Here is a 15,691-nt window from a genome sequence, read left to right on the forward strand (position 1 = left end):
TGAGGCAGCAATGACACGTCGCATCATCGTCTGTGGTGGCGGCTCCGCCGGTGGTGTCCTGGCCGCCCGGCTGAGCGAGGACCCGACGAACACCGTCACCCTGGTCGAGGCGGGCCCCGACTACCCGACGCCGGAGGAGACCGCGAGGCACGCCCCCGAGTTGCTCGACGCCAACCGGATCGGAGTGCCCACCCACGACTGGGGCTACGCGTCGAGCGACGAGGTCGCCGAGGCCGACGCCGGCCCGACGTTCGGGGTCGTGGACCAGGGCGTCGTACCCGTCCTGCGCGGCAAGGTCATCGGCGGCTCCTCGTCCGTGAACGGTGCCAACGCCCTGCGCCCCCACCCCGAGGACTTCGCCCGCTGGACCGGTCTGGGCAACGACCGCTGGTCCTGGGACCAGGTTCTGCCGTACCTGAAGAAGCTGGAGGACGACCCGGTCGGCGGCGAGCTGCACGGCACCGGCGGGCCCGTGCACATTCAGCGGTTCACGGAAGGCGACGGCCTGCGGCCGGTCATGTCCGCGTTCCTCGACGCCTGCGCCGAGGCCGGCCACCCGATCCACCAGGACATGAACGGCGCCGACCGTCTTGGCGCGGGACCGCTGCCGCTGAACCGCAGGGACGGCGTCCGCCAGAGCACGGCCATCGCCTACCTCGGCCCGGCCCGCGACCGCGCGAACCTCACCGTCCTCGGTGAACGGGCCGTGGATCGCGTCGAGTTCGCGGACGACGGCACCACGGCCCGCGCGGTGATCCTGACCGACGGCACCCGCATGGAGGCCGACCTCATCGTGCTCGCCGCCGGATCCATCGGCAGCCCGTCGATCCTGATGCGCTCCGGCATCGGCCCCCGCCGCATACTCGACGGACTGTCCATCCCGGTGGTCAAGGAACTCGAAGGCGTCGGCCGCAACCTGCGCGACCACCCGATGGTCTACCTCACCTACGCCGTCGACGAGGCCGCCGTCGGCGAGCTCACCCCGCCGCTGCAGGCCGTCCTCACCCTCGGCGCGGGCGGACCCGACGGCGCCGGCGAGGTCGACCTGCACGCGGTGCTCCTCACGATGGAGCCCGGCGAACTGCTCGTGCCGTTCGTGCTGTACCGCCCGTACTCGCTCGGCAGACTGGAGATCGTCTCCCGCGACCCGGACGTCGCTCCGCGCATCCGGCTCGGTCTGTTCGACCACCCCGACGACCGGCGGCGCATGGTGTCCGGCATCCGCCACATACGGGAGATCATGGAGTCGGCGCCGCTGGCCAAGTACATCAAGGCCGAGACCTGGCCGGGCCCTGAGCTGACCTCCGACGCCGAACTGCTCCGCGCCATGGAGGAGGGCAAGAACACGTGCTGCCACGCCGTCGGCACCTGCGCGATGGGCGCTGAGGACACGCCCACCGCCGTCGTCGACCAGTACGGGAAGGTGCATGGCGTGGACGCCCTGTACGTCATCGATGCCTCGATCATGCCGGACATCCCGGCCCTGCCGACCAACACGACGACGATGATGCTGGCGGAGCGCTGCGCCGACGATCTGCGCGGGACGCAGCTGTCGTAGCCGGCGCGCACGGTTGTGGCGGTCGGCGCACTCTGCACAGGCGTCGGCGGCCGGTCCCCGCGGGTGACGGCGTCGCCGGGGGGAGCAGATGCGCAGGGCCAGCCAGGTAGAAGCCGCCGTCCGGACACGGCCGCCAGTTGGGAACACCCCGGGGCCGGCCGCTGGACTCCAGCGGCCGGCCCTCACACGTGGCCTCAGCCCTCGTACACGTAGAACCCGCGCCCGCTCTTGCGCCCCAGGTGCCCCGCCGCCACCATCCGCTGCAGCAGCGGGGGAGCGGCGTACAGCGGCTCCTTGAACTCCTCGTACAGCGACTCGGCGACGGCCTGAGCCGTGTCCAGACCGATCAGGTCGAGCAGGCGCAGTGGGCCCATCGGGTGGGCGCAGCCCAGTTCCATACCCTGGTCGATGTCGTCGGCGCGGGCCGTGCCCGACTCCACCATGCGGACAGCGGCGAGCAGATACGGCACCAGCAGCGCGTTGACCACGAAACCGGAACGGTCTGGCGCCTGGACGGTCTCCTTGCCGAGCCCTTCGACGGCGAACTCGCGGGCGCGCGCCAGGGTTTCGGCGGTGGTGGTGAGCGCGGGCACGACCTCGACGAGCCTCTGTACGGGCACGGGGTTGAAGAAGTGCAGACCCACGACGTGGGAGGCGCGGCCGGTGGTCACGGCGAGGTCGACGACGGGGATCGAGGAGGTGTTGGTGGCGAGAACGGCGTCCGGGGCGATGAGCACCTTGTCGAGTTGCCGGAACACCTCGGTCTTCACCTCCCTGTTCTCGGCGACGGCCTCGATGACGAACTGCCGGTCGGCCAGTTCGCCCAGGTCGTGGGTGAACGACAGTCGGGCCAGGGCCTGTTCGCGCTCGGCCTCCGTGAGCTTGCCGCGGCGCAGCCCGCGGTCCAGGGACGCGACGACACGGGCGCGGCCCGCGGTGGCGAGCTCGGGGCTCGACTCGGCGACGGTGACGTCGAGGCCGCGCAGTGCGGCGACCTCGGCGATGCCGGAGCCCATGAGGCCGCAGCCGACGACGCCGAGACGGTTGATGACAGACATGAGGGTCCTTATCTGAAGAGAGGGAGGGAGGCGGGTGTCACCGTTCGTCTACGGCGCGGACGGTCATGCCCGCGACCGCCACGAGGCTCCGGCGCGGTCCCGCAGCCACTCCCGCAGGGCGAATTTCCTGACCTTGCCGCTGGTCGTGTACGGCAGGGCGTCGACGAGGAAGAGGCTCTCGGGGATCTTCTGCGCGGCCACTTCACGGCCGGTCAGATGCTTGCCGATCGCCTTGCCGACCGGGCGGTCCCGCCAGGCGCCGACGGCGCGGTAGTGGGCGGCGCGTTCGGGCGCGGGGGGATGGGTGGGCCACATCGAGATGTCTCCTCGGCTTCAGCTGTCTCAGTTCGCTCGGCGTCGGCACACGTGCGTCAGACGTTGCGCCGATAGGCGCCGCCGACCTCGAAGAACGCCTCGGTGATCTGCTGCAGGGAGCAGACCCGCGCGGCGTCCATCAGCACGGCGAAGACGTTCCCGCCGCTCGTGGCCGCGTGCCGGAGCGAGGCGAGCGCCTCGCCGGCGGTGTCCTCGTGGCGGGCCCGGAAGCCGTGTACCCGGTCGAGCTGGGACTGCTTCTCCTGCTCGGTGGCGCGGGCCAGTTCGACGACCGGCGCCGGCTGCCCCTCCTCGCCGGCGTGCGGCGGACGGAAGGTGTTGACGCCGATGAGCGGCAGTGAACCGTCGTGTTTGCGCTCCTCGTACAGCATCGACTCGTCCTGGATACGGCCGCGTTGATAGCCCGTCTCCATCGCGCCGAGCACGCCGCCGCGCTCACTGATCCGCTCGAACTCGATCAGCACCGCTTCCTCGAGGAGGTCGGTCAGCTCGTCGATGACGTACGAGCCCTGCAGCGGGTTCTCGTTCATCGCGAGACCCCACTCACGGTTGATGATCAGTTGGATGGCGAGGGCGCGGCGCACCGACTCCTCCGTGGGCGTGGTCACCGCCTCGTCGTAAGCGTTGGTGTGCAGGCTGTTGCAGTTGTCGTAGAGCGCGATGAGTGCCTGCAGTGTGGTGCGGATGTCGTTGAAGTCCATCTCCTGGGCGTGCAGCGAGCGGCCCGACGTCTGCACGTGGTACTTCAGCTTCTGGCTGCGCTCGTTCGCCCCGTACCGGTCGCGCATGGCCACCGCCCAGACGCGGCGCGCCACCCGGCCGAGCACGGAGTACTCGGGGTCCATGCCGTTGGAGAAGAAGAACGACAGGTTCGGCGCGAAGTCGTCGACGTTCATGCCGCGCGCCAGATACGACTCCACGTACGTGAACCCGTTGGCCAGCGTGAACGCGAGCTGGCTGATGGGGTTCGCGCCCGCCTCGGCGATGTGGTAGCCGGATATGGAGACCGAGTAGAAGTTCCGTACGTCCTGCTCGATGAACCACTCCTGGATGTCGCCCATCATGCGCAGGCTGAACTCCGTGGAGAACAGGCACGTGTTCTGCCCCTGGTCCTCCTTGAGGATGTCGGCCTGCACGGTGCCGCGCACACTGCGCAGCACCTCGGCCCGGATCTCCCGCGCCTGCTCGTCGTCGGGCGCGTGGCCGTGTTCGGCGGTGTGCGCGTCGAGCTGCTGGTCGATCGCGGCATTGAGGAAGAACGCGAGGATCGTCGGCGCGGGACCGTTGATCGTCATCGATACGGAGGTGGTGGGCGCGGTCAGGTCGAAGCCGGCGTACAGCGCCTTCATGTCCTCCAGCGTCGCCACCGAGACACCGGAGGTGCCGACCTTGCCGTAGATGTCGGGGCGCGGGTCGGGGTCGCGGCCGTACAGCGTGACCGAGTCGAAGGCCGTGGAGAGCCGGGTCGCCGCGCCGCCCTGGGACAGCAGCTTGAAGCGGCGGTTGGTACGGAACGGGTCGCCCTCACCCGCGAACATCCGCGCCGGGTCCTCGCCGTCCCGCTTGAAGGGGAACACCCCGGCCGTGAACGGGAAGGAGCCCGGCAGATTCTCCGCGCGCAGAAAGCGGATCAGGTCTCCGTGATCCGTCGTCCGCGGCAGCGCCACGCGGGGAACGCGGCTGCCCGACAGGGACTCGCGGACCAGCGGGGTGCGGATCTCGCGCCCGCGCACGGTGAACGTCAACTCGCCGCCGGAATAGGCCTCTACGGTCTTCGGCCACTGCTCCAACGCCTGCCGCGCGTCGTCGTCGAGCGTCTCGCGCGCCTCGTGCAGCAGCCGCTCCACCGCGGCGGTGGATTCATCCACGCCCATCAACTCGCGCCGTACCGCGTCCAGTTGCTGCACCCGGCGGGCGGTCCGGGCCTGGGCGTCGGTGCGCGCATGGTAGATACGCACCGTCTCGGCGATGTCGGCCAGATAGCGTGCCCGCGACGTCGGAACGATCTGTGCGGCGCCACTGGAGTGACGTACCGAAACCTCGGGCAGCGCCCCCGGCCGCAGCGCGAGACCGCGCTCGCCGAGCAGCCCGCGCAGATGCTGGTAGAGCGCGGTCACGCCGTCGTCGTGGAACGTCGCGGCGCTGGTGCCGAACACCGGCATCTCCTCGTGCCGCGTGCCGAACGCCTGTCGGTTGCGCACGAGCTGGCGGCCCACGTCCCGCAGGGCGTCCGCCGCGCCCCGCCGCTCGAACTTGTTGACGGCGACGACGTCCGCGAAGTCGAGCATGTCGATCTTCTCCAGCTGCGACGCCGCCCCGAACTCGGGCGTCATGACGTACAGCGACACATCCGCGAACGGCACGATCGCGGCGTCACCCTGCCCGATGCCGGGCGTCTCGACGACGACCAGGTCGTAGCCGGCCGCCTGGCAGGCGGTGATGGACTCGCCGAGCCCCTCGGGCAGCTCGCTGGTGCCTCGGGTGGCGAGCGAGCGGAAGAAGATCCGGTCGCCGTCGAGCGAGTTCATGCGGATGCGGTCGCCCAGCAGGGCGCCGCCGCCCCGCCGCCGTGTCGGGTCCACGGCCAGCACCGCCACCCGCAGCGTGTCCTCCTGGTCGGTCCGGATCCGGCGTACCAGCTCGTCGGTCAGCGAGGACTTGCCCGAGCCGCCGGTGCCGGTGATGCCGAGCACCGGCACCTGGCGCGCCCCCGCCGCCTTCTCCAGACGGCGCAGCTCCGCGGCCGGTACCGTCCCGGCCGCGGCGGCCGACAGCAGCCGGGCCAGTGCCGGGCGCTCACGCGCGAGGACCCGCTCGATGTCGGCGGGCTCGTCCACCCATGGCGCGTGGTCGCACTCCTCGATCATCGTGGCGATCATTCCGGCCAGGCCGAGGCGCTGCCCGTCCTGGGGCGAGAAGATCCGCACCCCGGCCGCCGAGAGCCGCTCGATCTCCTGCGGCACGATCACGCCTCCACCGCCGCCGAACACCCGCACATGCCCGGCGCCCCGCTCCCGCAACAACTCCACCAGGTATTCGAAGTACTCGATGTGGCCGCCCTGGTAGGAGCTGACCGCGACACCCTGGACGTCTTCCTCCAAGGCGGCATCGACCACCTCGCTCACGGAGCGGTTGTGCCCGAGGTGGATCACCTCCGCGCCCTGGGTCTGAAGGATGCGCCGCATGATGTTGATCGAGGCGTCATGCCCGTCGAAGAGGCTGGAAGCGGTGACAAAACGGACGGGATGCTGAGCGCGCGGCATGTGCTGCACTCCTGACTGCCCCCGGCCGCGACGGCGTGGGGACGGATGCTCACAGAGACCTCTCCATGCTGAACCGAAGTAGGTGCAGGTCTCAAGGGAATCATTGAAGTCAGTTCAGTTCGGTGGCAGTCTCGGGTGGTCGCAACGATGCGATTCCAGCGTGATTCCCGGGAGGAACGATGCTCGCCGCCAGGCTGTACGGAACCAAGGACCTGCGGATCGAGGAGATGCCCGAACCCGAGCCGGGACCCGGCGTGGTGAAGATCCGCGTGGCGCACGCGGGCATCTGCGGCACCGATGTGCACGAGTACTTCGAGATGCCGCGCGCCACGCACGAACCCAACCCGCTGACCGGCGCCACCCTGCCCCAGACGCTGGGGCACGAGTTCGCCGGGACCGTGGTCGCGTGCGGTCCGGGAGTCGAGCGCGTCGCGGCCGGCGACCGGGTCTGCGTCCGGCCGATCCGCACCTGCGGAGTGTGCGCCCGCTGCACGTCGGGCCTCTCCCATCTGTGCGCGTCCCTCGCCGCGATCGGCGTCACCTCGCCCGGCGGCGGACTCGCCGAGTACGTGGCCGTGCGGGCCGAGGCCGCGCACCGGCTGCCCGATGAAGTGCCTCTGGAACAGGGCGCGTTGGTGGAACCCATGGCGGTCGGCCTGAACGCGGTCGAGCGGGCCGGAGTGGGCGCGGGCGACACCGCGCTGGTCATGGGAGCCGGCGCCGTCGGCATGGGTGTGCTCTTCGCGCTCAAGGCGCAGGGTGCGCGCGAGGTGATCGTCGTCGAGCCCTCGCCGGCCCGCCGCGCGGCCGCGGCGCGGCACGGCGCCCAGGTCCTCGATCCGGCCGCGGGCGACGTGGTCGCCGAGGTGCTGCGGCGCACCGGGGGCCGGGGCGTGGACGCGGCGATCGAGTGTGCGGGCCGGCCCGAGGTGCTTGACGTCGCGATCCGCTCCGTCGCCGCCCGCGCGCCCGTGGTCCTCGTCGCCCTGTACTCGGGGCCCGTCACCGTCGACGCCTCCGTCGTGCGCCTGGCCGAACTCGCGCTGCTGGGCTGCGAGGCGTACCCCGACGGGGTCTTCGAGCGGGTCATCGCGCACATGGCGGCCGGGCGCTACCCGACCGACGGCTGGCTCGATCACATCCCGCTCGCCGAGACCGTCGCCGGGCTGCACGACGTGCGCGACGCGCGGCGGCTCAAGGTTCTGGTCGACCTGCCGGCCCGCGACGCCTGATCCGTCCTGAACCAATCTCGGAGTTGGCCTTGACAGTGGATCACCGGCTCCGCAAACTCGTAATGAATTCAGTTCAGTTTGAAGCGGAGGAACCTGAGATGGCAGTGGAAGACGAGATCCAGTTCGAGCGTGACGGCCACGTTGCCCGCGTCTGGCTCAACCGCCCCTGGAAGAAGAACTGCGTCACGGTGCCGATCCTGGACCGGCTCGACGAGATCATCACCGAGGTCGACGAGGACCCCGAGCTGCGCGTGCTGGTCTTCCGCGGACGCGGCGGCACCTTCTGCTCGGGCTTCGACCTCGACAGCCTCAAGGCCGACTTCGTCGGCAAGTCGAACGCCATCGACGTCGCGGTCAAGTCCGCGAAGGTGTGCGACCGGCTCTACTCGATGAAGACCCCGTCGGTGGCCGTCCTGGAGGGCCACGTCACCGCGGGCGGCTTCGAGATCATGATCTCCTGCGACTTCGCGATCGCCGCCGACGACGCCAAGATCGGCGACTTCCACATCCGCCGCGCGCTGTTCGGCGGAGCGGGCCCGATCTACCGCGTGCCGCGCATGATCGGCATCCGCAAGACCAAGGAGCTCATGCTCACCGGAAAGCTCCTCTCCGGTATCGAGGCCACCGAGTTCGGCCTGATCAACGACCACGCGCCGACCGAGAAGCTCGACGAGACGGTCGAGGAGTTCATCTCCCACCTCACCGACAAGAGCCCCTTCACCATGTGGCTCACCAAGATGACCATCGACCGCAGTCTCGACGCCGACACCCAGTCGCTGATGGTGATGGAGCACCTCGCCGTCGGCGTCGCCCTCAACTCCGAGGACGCCAACGAAGGTGTCTCGGCGTTCCTGGAGAAGCGCGAGCCCAAGTGGCAGGGGCGCTGAGCCGGATGACCACGCATCCGCGGAGTCCGGCCGCAGGGCTCCAAGGCGCACGCTGCCGCGGCTGCTCGGTCGCGGTCTACCCCGCGGACGCGGCGTGCCCGCGCTGCGGGGGACCGGCCGAGCCGGCCGTTCTCAACAGTACGGGCACGCTGTGGACCTGGACCGTGCAGCGGTACGCGCCCAAGTCCCCGCCCTACCAGCCCCCGCCCGGCGGCTTCGAGCCGTTCGCGGTCGGCTACGTCGAGCTGGACGACGGTATCCGCGTCGCCGCCGTGATCGAGGCCGACGACCTCGACACGATCAGGATCGGCATGCCGGTCACGGTCGGCGCCGGCGACGGCGTGCCACGGGCCCGGCCCACCACGACAGCGGAGGAGAGCTCATGACCGCGGACGTGCTGATCTGCGGCGCCGCACGGACCGCGTTCGGCCGCTCGGAGGCGAGCGGCCGGCAGCTCGCCGTCGACGCGGTGAACGCCGCGCTGAAGGACGCCGGAGTCGACTGGTCGCGGGTGGGTGCCGCGTTCGGCGGCAGCGACAGCGCCGGGCTCGCCGACACTCTCGTGGCCCAACTCGGCCTGACCGGCGTACCGTTCGTGAACGTCAAGAACGGCTGCGCCACCGGGGGCAGTGCGCTGATCTCCGCCGTGAACGCGATCCGCTCGGGCATGGCCGACGTGGTCCTCGCCGTCGGCTTCGACAAGCACCCGCGCGGCGCCTTCGACCCCAAGCCCGAGGACTGGGGCCTGGGCGAGGAGTACGGCAGCGACGGGTTGATGGTCACCACCCAGTTCTTCGGCATGAAGATCCGGCGCTATATGCACGACCACGGGATCACCCGGCAGACGCTGGCCATGGTCGCCGAAAAGGCCTACAGGAATGGCGAGTTGACGCCGGACGCGTGGCGCCGCAAGCCCGTGTCCGCCGCCGAGATCCTGGACTCCGGCATGGTCAGCGACCCGCTGACCCGGTTCATGTTCTGCTCCCCCGGGGCCGGCGCCGCGGCCCTCGTGCTGTGCTCGCCCGAGGTGGCGCGTTCCCTGGAAGGCACCTCCGTCACACTGCGGTCGGCGGCTCTGCGCACGCGGCAGTTCGGCTCGTTCGAGGTGTTCAGCCCGTGGGTCGCCGGTGGTGAGCTGACCAGCGTCAGCCGCGCCGCCTCCGCCGCCGCGTTCGAGGAGGCGGGGATCGGCCCCGGCGACATCGACGTCTGCCAGCTGCAGGACACCGAGAGCGGTGCCGAGGTCATGCACATGGCCGAGTGCGGACTGTGCGAGGACGGCGAGCAGGAGCGGCTGATCGCCGCCGGGGCCACCGAGATCGGCGGGGCGCTGCCGGTCAACACCGACGGCGGCTGCATCGCCAACGGCGAACCCATCGGCGCCTCCGGGCTTCGCCAGGTCTACGAGATCGTCCAGCAGCTGCGCGGCCGCGCCGGCGACCGCCAGGTTCCCGGCGCGCCCCGGACCGGCTTCACCCATGTGTACGGAGCGCCGGGCGTCAGCGCCTGCACGGTCCTGACCCGCTGAACGGAGGTGCATGACCCGATGAACGCCACCCCGGAAGACATCCCTGAACGTATTCCGGATCCCGAAGAATTCCGCGCCGAGGCCCGGCGCTGGCTCGCAGGCGTCGCCAAGCCGCGCGCCGCCGCAGGGGGGTGGGGCAGCGGCTCCGACTCCGTCGCCGTGTTCGAGAACTGGACCGAGGAGCAGGAGCGGGCGCACACCCGCCGCACCCAGGAATGGGAACGTACCCGCCACGACCAGGGCTGGGGCGCCCTCAACTGGCCGGACCGGTACGGCGGACGGAACCTGCCCGCGTACTACGAACAGCTCTACCGCGCCGAGGAAGCCGCCTTCGACGTGCCGCACCGCACCGAGATCTTCCCGGTCACCCGCCAGCTCGTCGCCCCCGCGATCGGCATCTGGGGCACCGAGGAGCAGAAGGCGCGCTGGCTGCGGCCCATGCTGCGCACCGACGAACTGGCCTGCCAGCTGTTCTCCGAGACCGAGGCGGGCTCCGACCTGGCCGGAGTGCGCACGAAGGCGGTGCGCGACGGCGACAACTGGCTGCTGACCGGGCACAAGGTGTGGACCTCGGGCGCCACCGTCGCCACATGGGGCGTCGCCGTCTGCCGCACCGACCCCGACGTGCCCAAACACGCGGGCATTACCGTCTTCCTGGTCCGCATGGACGCGCCCGGCGTCACTGTTCGGCCCATCCGGCAGATGACCGGTGGCGCCAGCTTCAACGAGGTCTACCTCGACGGCGTCAGCGTCCCCGACACCGACCGGCTCGGACCGGTCGGCGAGGGCTGGCGGGTCACCCTCAGCGTGCTCGCCGCCGAACGTCTCGACTCCGGCAACCTCGGCCTCGACAACGCCGACCGCGCCGTGGACCTGGCCGGGCACCTGCCCCGCCCGCTCACCGGCGCCGAACAGGACCGGGCCGCCGACCTCTATGTACGGGCCCTCGTCCAGCGCCTCATCGGACTGCGCGTCACAGGCGCTCTCGTCGCCGGACGCGAACCCGGCGCGGAGGCCTCCGTCGGCAAGCTGTACGCCACCGAGACCATGCGCCGCACCGGCGACCTCGTCTCCGAACTCCTCGGCCCGGCGCTCGTCGCCGACACCGGCGAGTGGGGCACGTACGCCTGGACCGAACACCTCCTCGGCGCGCCCGGCTACAGCATCGCGGGCGGCACCGACGAGATCCAGCACAACATCCTCGCCGAGCGCGTGCTCGGCCTGCCCAAGGAGCCCGTCCGATGAGTACGGCCGTCCAGGAGAAGGAACTGGCCCAGCGGGTGTCCGTCCATCTCGGCTCGGACACAGGGGAGTTGAAGGTCCTGCCCGGCGGTCACTCCGGGCTGACCTACTCCGTCACGGCGGGGGAGGAGAGGTACGTCGTCAAGGCGGTGCCTCCGGGGCAGAAGCCCGTCGGGCGCAACGACGTGCTGCGCCAGGCCCGGGTCCTCGCCGCGCTCGCCGGATCCCCGGTACCCGTGCCGGGCGTCGCCGCCATGGACGAGGCCCAACCCGCCTGGTTCGCCATGGAGTTCGCCGCCGGGGAGGCGCTGGAACCCGTACTCGACGATCCCGAGGTGCCCGCGGCCACCGCGCGGGCCCGCATGCTGGAGATCGCCCACGTACTGCGGCGGCTGCACGCCACCGACATCCACGCCCCCGGCCTGGACGCTCCGCAGCCGCTCGGGGCGGCCGGGGAGCTCGACCGGTGGAGCCGCACCATGCACGCCGTGCCCGCAGAGCTCAGGCCGGGTGCAGAGGAGTTGTTGAACCGACTCGCCGAGGACGTACCGGCCGATCTGCCGCCCGCGCTGCTGCACGGCGACTTCCGGCTCGGCAATGTGCTCTGCGTCGACGAGAGGGCGGTCGCCGTCGTCGACTGGGAGATCTGGAGCGTCGGCGATCCCCGGATCGATCTGGGCTGGTTCCTGCTCTTCGCCGACCACCGCAACTTTCCCGGCATCGGCCGGGCCGTGCCCGGACTGCCCACCGAGGACGAGCTGCTCGCCGCCTATCTCGACGGCGCCACCGCGCTGCCCGCCATGGACTGGTTCCGGGCGCTCGGCCGCATGAAGATGGCCGCGATCATGGGCCACAACCTGCGCCGGCACCGCGAGGGCAAGCACCACGACCCGGACCAGGAGCGGTTGCCGCCCACCATCGCCGCGATGATCAGCACCGCGCGCGCCCTTCTCGGCTGACAGGAGCCCTCGTGGATTTCGGATTCTCGCCCCGCGCGAGTGAACTCCAGGACCGCATGCGGTCGTTCATGGACGAACACGTCCTCCCGGCCGAAGCCGTCCACGACCGGCAGCTCGCCGAAGCCGGCGACCCGCACGCGCTGCCGCCGGTGATGACCGAGCTGAAGGAGAAGGCCCGCGCCGAAGGCCTGTGGAACCTCTTCATGGCCCACGGCGACTGGGGCGCCGGACTCACCAACCTCGAATACGCGCCCCTCATGGAGCTGGCCGGCCGCTCCATCATGGGCCCCGAGGTGTTCAACTGCTCGGCGCCCGACACCGGCAACATGGAACTCCTCGCCCTCTACGGCACGCCCGAGCAGCAGGAGCGCTGGCTCAAGCCGTTGCTGGAGGCGGAGATCCGCTCCTGCTTCGCCATGACCGAGCCCGAGGTGGCCAGCTCCGACGCGCGCAACATCCGGACGCGCATCACCCGTGACGGCGACCACTACGTCGTCAACGGCCGCAAGTGGTACACGTCCGGGATCCTCGACCCCGACTGCGAGCTCATCATCCTGATGGGCAAGACCGACCCCGACGCGCCCACCTACCGGCAGCAGAGCATGGTGCTCGTCCCGCGTCACACCCCAGGCGTCACCGTCGTACGCGACCTGCCGATGTTCGGGTACACGGACCGGTGCGGACACGGCGAGGTGCTCTTCGAGGACGTCCGTGTGCCGGTGGACCACATCCTCGGCGGGGAGGGCGAAGGCTTCGCGCTCGCGCAGGGCCGGCTCGGGCCGGGTCGTATGCACTACGCGATGCGGGCCGTCGGGTTCGCCGAGCGGGCGCTCCAGCTGATGTGCGAGCGGACCAGCGAACGCGTCGCCTTCGGCGGGCCGCTCGCCGAGCGGGGCGTCGTGCGGGAGTGGATCGCCCGCAGCCGCATCGAGATCGAGCAGGTGCGGCTCCTCGTGCTCAAGTCGGCCTGGCTGATGGACACCGTCGGCAATGCCGCAGCCCGCATGGAAGTCGCCGCGATCAAGGTGGCGGCGCTTGAGGTCGCCCACAGGGTCGTCGACCGCGCCGTCCAGGCCCACGGCGCCGCCGGCGTCAGCGACGACACCGTGCTCGCCCGGCTGTACGCCATCACCCGGGCACTGCGCATCGCCGACGGCCCCGACGAAGTACATCTGCGGACCGTCGCACGGCAGGAACTCGCCAAGTACCAGAAGACCGACCAGAAGACCGAGCAGAGCACCGACACGAAGGCAGGAGCGGCGTGAGCACCGACATCCTCGACGGCAAGGTCGCCGTCATCACCGGCGGATCGCGCGGCATCGGCCTCGGCATCGCCACCGCCTACCGTACGGCCGGCGCACACGTCGTGATCGCCGCCCGCAAGGCCGCCGGACTCGCCGAGGCCCGCGAGGAGCTGCTCCGCGTCAAGGGCGACGGCGATGTCCACACCGTCGTCGCCAACGCGGGCGAGCCCGACCAGGCCGAGGCCTGCGTCGACGCGACCATGACCCGCTTCGGCCGCCTCGACATCCTCGTCAACAACGCCGCGACCAACCCGTACAACGGAGACCTGCTCGACCTGGACCTGCCGCGCGCGGAGAAGACCGTACGCGTCAACCAGTACGGCATGATCGCCTGGACGCGGGCCGCGTGGCGCGCCTGGATCGCCGAGCACGGGGGCGCGGTGATCAACATCGCCTCCGTCGGCGGACTCGTCGTCGACCCCCACATCGGCTACTACAACGCCACCAAGGCCGCCATGCTCCACATGACGCGCCAGCTCGCCTACGAACTCGGGCCGCGGGCACGGGTGAACGCCATCGCCCCCGGGCTGATCAAGACCGAACTGGCGCGCGCCGTATGGGAGGTGCGCGAGCCGATCCTCACCGCCAAGCTGCCCATGCGCCGCCTCGGCACGGTCGAGGACGTGGCGAACGCGGCGCTGTTCCTGGCGTCCGACGCGTCGTCCTGGATGACCGGGCAGACACTTGTTCTGGACGGTGGCGCAACCGCTCTTCCGATCGGGGTGGACGAGTGAGCGTCCCGTCGTCCGCCGTGGAACTCTTCTCGCTCGCAGGCCGGACGGCGATCGTCACCGGAGCCTCCGCCGGGCTCGGCGCGCGGTTCGCCGCCGTCCTCGCGCAGGCCGGCGCCACCGTGTTCGCCGCCGCGCGCCGCATCGACCGGCTCAAGGAACTCGCGGACAGCGACACACGTATCCATCCCGTCGCCTGCGACGTGTCCTTGGAGGCCGACCGTACGCGGCTGGCCGAGACGGCGCTGAACGCCACCGGGCATCTCGACATCCTGGTCAACAACGCGGCCACGTCGGGGGAGACGCGCGCCGAGGACGAGTCGGCGGCGGCCTTCGCGGATGTTCTGGGGGTGAACCTCACGGCGCCCTTCCATCTGGCCCGGCTCACAGCCGAGGCACCCGGTGCAGCGGGCAAGAGCATCATCAACGTCTCGTCCGTCCTCGGACTGGTCTCCGGCGCCCCGCTCGGCGGCGCGAGCTACTCCGCGTCCAAGGCCGGACTGATCGGCCTGACCCGCGAGCTGGCCGGCCAGTGGGGCCGGTCCGGGACACGTGTCAACGCCCTTGCGCCCGGCTGGTTCCGTACCGAGATGACCGCCGAGCTGTTCGGCGACGAGCGCTCGCGGCGGTGGGTCGAGCGGGGGACGATGCTGCGGCGCGGCGGGGAGGCGCACGAACTCGACGGGGCGCTGCTCTTCCTCGCCTCGGACGCCTCCACGTACTGCACCGGGCAGGTCCTGACCGTCGACGGCGGATGGACGGCACGATGAGCAGCGTCGGCATCGACATCCGGGACGACGGGCTGGCCCGCGTCACCCTGCGGCGCGGCGACGCGGGCAACGCCATCGGCCTGGCGACGGCCCGGGGACTGCTCGACGCGGCCACCGCTTGTGAACGGGCCGACGTACGGGCCGTGTTGCTCACGGGCGAGGGCAGGTCCTTCTGCGTCGGCGGCGATCTCCGGGAGTTCGCGCGGTTCGACGGCGCGGCGCTGGAGGAGCACCTCATCGCGGTGACGGACGCGCTGCACGAGGCGCTGCGGATCTTCGCCCGGCTCGACGCCCCCATGGTGGCCGCCGTACAGGGCGCCGTCGCGGGCGCGGGCATCGGGCTTGCCGTCGCCGCGGATGTGACGCTCGCCGCGGACAACGCCTCGTTCTCCGCCGCATACACCGGCATCGGGTACTCGCCGGACGCCGGGGTCAGCTGGTTCCTGCCGCGCCTCGTCGGGCCCAAGCAGGCGCTCGACCTGCTGCTGACGAACCGCCGGATACCGGCGGCCGAAGCCGAGGAGATCGGGCTCGTCAGCCGCACCGTCGCCGCCGATCTGCTGACCGAGGAGGCGGCGCGCACCGCCGAGGCCCTGCGCCGCGGACCCACCGCCGCGTTCGGCGCCACCCGCCGGCTCGTCGCCGCCGGGCTGACCTCGGACCTCGCCCCTCATCTGGACCGCGAGGCCGGTGCGCTCGCCGCCGCGGCCGCCTCGGACGAGGGCCGTGAGGGAGTCGCCGCCTTCCTCGGCAAGCGTGTGCCGGACTTCGCCCGCGCCCCGTCCCTGACCTCCGGAACCTGATCCCGTCCCCCAACCCCATG

The 15,691-nt window shown here is 71.1% G+C and carries 14 protein-coding genes; 11 read left to right on the forward strand and 3 right to left on the reverse strand.

Translation table 11 applies throughout. The features are described from left to right. Window positions 1–10: 10 nt before the first annotated feature. Window positions 11–1,558 carry a GMC family oxidoreductase gene (locus ACWIGU_RS29465; protein WP_454404725.1) on the forward strand — a complete coding sequence of 516 codons (1,548 nt, stop codon included), beginning with the start codon at window positions 11–13 and terminating at the stop codon, window positions 1,556–1,558. Window positions 1,559–1,752: 194 nt separating this feature from the next. On the opposite strand, the gene ACWIGU_RS29470 is transcribed toward ACWIGU_RS29465, so the two are convergent. From ACWIGU_RS29470 to icmF, 3 genes are all read right to left on the reverse strand, one after another. Beyond that, window positions 1,753–2,616 (reverse strand): 3-hydroxybutyryl-CoA dehydrogenase, encoded by an 864-nt coding sequence (locus tag ACWIGU_RS29470; protein WP_454404726.1) that lies wholly within the window; start codon window positions 2,614–2,616, stop codon window positions 1,753–1,755. A gap of 63 nt (window positions 2,617–2,679) precedes the next feature. Next, entirely contained in the window at window positions 2,680–2,931 is a 252-nt protein-coding gene (locus ACWIGU_RS29475) for a hypothetical protein (protein WP_454404727.1), read from the reverse strand. Between the two features lie 56 nt (window positions 2,932–2,987). Then, window positions 2,988–6,215, reverse strand: a complete 3,228-nt coding sequence (gene icmF / locus ACWIGU_RS29480) for a fused isobutyryl-CoA mutase/GTPase IcmF (protein ID WP_454404728.1) — start codon at window positions 6,213–6,215, stop codon at window positions 2,988–2,990. A gap of 179 nt (window positions 6,216–6,394) precedes the next feature. Here icmF and ACWIGU_RS29485 point away from each other — a divergent pair, with 179 nt between their 5' ends. From ACWIGU_RS29485 to ACWIGU_RS29530, 10 genes are all read left to right on the forward strand, one after another. Next, on the forward strand, window positions 6,395–7,447 hold the full coding sequence (locus ACWIGU_RS29485; protein WP_454404729.1) for an alcohol dehydrogenase catalytic domain-containing protein: 1,053 nt from the start codon (window positions 6,395–6,397) through the stop codon (window positions 7,445–7,447). Window positions 7,448–7,545: 98 nt separating this feature from the next. Then, the gene (locus ACWIGU_RS29490) at window positions 7,546–8,334 is read left to right on the forward strand and encodes an enoyl-CoA hydratase/isomerase family protein (RefSeq protein WP_329566893.1); all 789 of its coding nucleotides are present in this window, start codon (window positions 7,546–7,548) and stop codon (window positions 8,332–8,334) included. A 5-nt stretch (window positions 8,335–8,339) separates the two neighbouring features. After that, a complete protein-coding gene (locus tag ACWIGU_RS29495; RefSeq protein ID WP_454404730.1) occupies window positions 8,340–8,720 on the forward strand; it encodes a Zn-ribbon domain-containing OB-fold protein in 381 nt (126 codons plus the stop codon). Further along, window positions 8,717–9,862 carry a thiolase family protein gene (locus ACWIGU_RS29500; protein WP_454404731.1) on the forward strand — a complete coding sequence of 382 codons (1,146 nt, stop codon included), beginning with the start codon at window positions 8,717–8,719 and terminating at the stop codon, window positions 9,860–9,862. The genes ACWIGU_RS29495 and ACWIGU_RS29500 overlap by 4 nt, the downstream gene beginning before the upstream one ends. An 18-nt stretch (window positions 9,863–9,880) precedes the next feature. Further along, window positions 9,881–11,107 (forward strand): acyl-CoA dehydrogenase family protein, encoded by a 1,227-nt coding sequence (locus ACWIGU_RS29505; RefSeq protein ID WP_454404732.1) that lies wholly within the window; start codon window positions 9,881–9,883, stop codon window positions 11,105–11,107. After that, window positions 11,104–12,063 (forward strand): phosphotransferase family protein, encoded by a 960-nt coding sequence (locus tag ACWIGU_RS29510; RefSeq protein WP_454404733.1) that lies wholly within the window; start codon window positions 11,104–11,106, stop codon window positions 12,061–12,063. The genes ACWIGU_RS29505 and ACWIGU_RS29510 overlap by 4 nt, the downstream gene beginning before the upstream one ends. Before the next feature lie 11 nt (window positions 12,064–12,074). Continuing rightward, window positions 12,075–13,328, forward strand: a complete 1,254-nt coding sequence (locus ACWIGU_RS29515; RefSeq protein WP_454404734.1) for an acyl-CoA dehydrogenase family protein — start codon at window positions 12,075–12,077, stop codon at window positions 13,326–13,328. Beyond that, window positions 13,325–14,101 carry an SDR family oxidoreductase gene (locus ACWIGU_RS29520; RefSeq protein WP_454404735.1) on the forward strand — a complete coding sequence of 259 codons (777 nt, stop codon included), beginning with the start codon at window positions 13,325–13,327 and terminating at the stop codon, window positions 14,099–14,101. Before ACWIGU_RS29515 ends, ACWIGU_RS29520 begins: the two co-directional genes overlap by 4 nt. After that, window positions 14,098–14,868: an SDR family NAD(P)-dependent oxidoreductase gene (locus ACWIGU_RS29525; RefSeq protein WP_454404736.1), complete on the forward strand. Its 771-nt coding sequence runs from the start codon at window positions 14,098–14,100 to the stop codon at window positions 14,866–14,868. The genes ACWIGU_RS29520 and ACWIGU_RS29525 overlap by 4 nt, the downstream gene beginning before the upstream one ends. Continuing rightward, the gene (locus ACWIGU_RS29530; RefSeq protein WP_454404737.1) at window positions 14,865–15,671 is read left to right on the forward strand and encodes an enoyl-CoA hydratase/isomerase family protein; all 807 of its coding nucleotides are present in this window, start codon (window positions 14,865–14,867) and stop codon (window positions 15,669–15,671) included. Before ACWIGU_RS29525 ends, ACWIGU_RS29530 begins: the two co-directional genes overlap by 4 nt. Window positions 15,672–15,691: the final 20 nt, after the last annotated feature.

It is taken from the genome of Streptomyces sp. NPDC055400 (genome assembly GCF_053644375.1).

Coding starts and splice junctions, on each gene's coding strand:
- ACWIGU_RS29510 (WP_454404733.1), top strand. CDS start 11,104: ATGAGTACGGCCGTCCAGGAGAAGGAACTGGCCCAGCGGGTGTCCGTC.
- ACWIGU_RS29475 (WP_454404727.1), bottom strand. CDS start 2,931: ATGTGGCCCACCCATCCCCCCGCGCCCGAACGCGCCGCCCACTACCGC.
- ACWIGU_RS29495 (WP_454404730.1), top strand. CDS start 8,340: ATGACCACGCATCCGCGGAGTCCGGCCGCAGGGCTCCAAGGCGCACGC.
- ACWIGU_RS29465 (WP_454404725.1), top strand. CDS start 11: ATGACACGTCGCATCATCGTCTGTGGTGGCGGCTCCGCCGGTGGTGTC.
- ACWIGU_RS29470 (WP_454404726.1), bottom strand. CDS start 2,616: ATGTCTGTCATCAACCGTCTCGGCGTCGTCGGCTGCGGCCTCATGGGC.
- ACWIGU_RS29485 (WP_454404729.1), top strand. CDS start 6,395: ATGCTCGCCGCCAGGCTGTACGGAACCAAGGACCTGCGGATCGAGGAG.
- ACWIGU_RS29530 (WP_454404737.1), top strand. CDS start 14,865: ATGAGCAGCGTCGGCATCGACATCCGGGACGACGGGCTGGCCCGCGTC.
- ACWIGU_RS29500 (WP_454404731.1), top strand. CDS start 8,717: ATGACCGCGGACGTGCTGATCTGCGGCGCCGCACGGACCGCGTTCGGC.
- ACWIGU_RS29505 (WP_454404732.1), top strand. CDS start 9,881: ATGAACGCCACCCCGGAAGACATCCCTGAACGTATTCCGGATCCCGAA.
- ACWIGU_RS29490 (WP_329566893.1), top strand. CDS start 7,546: ATGGCAGTGGAAGACGAGATCCAGTTCGAGCGTGACGGCCACGTTGCC.
- icmF (WP_454404728.1), bottom strand. CDS start 6,215: ATGCCGCGCGCTCAGCATCCCGTCCGTTTTGTCACCGCTTCCAGCCTC.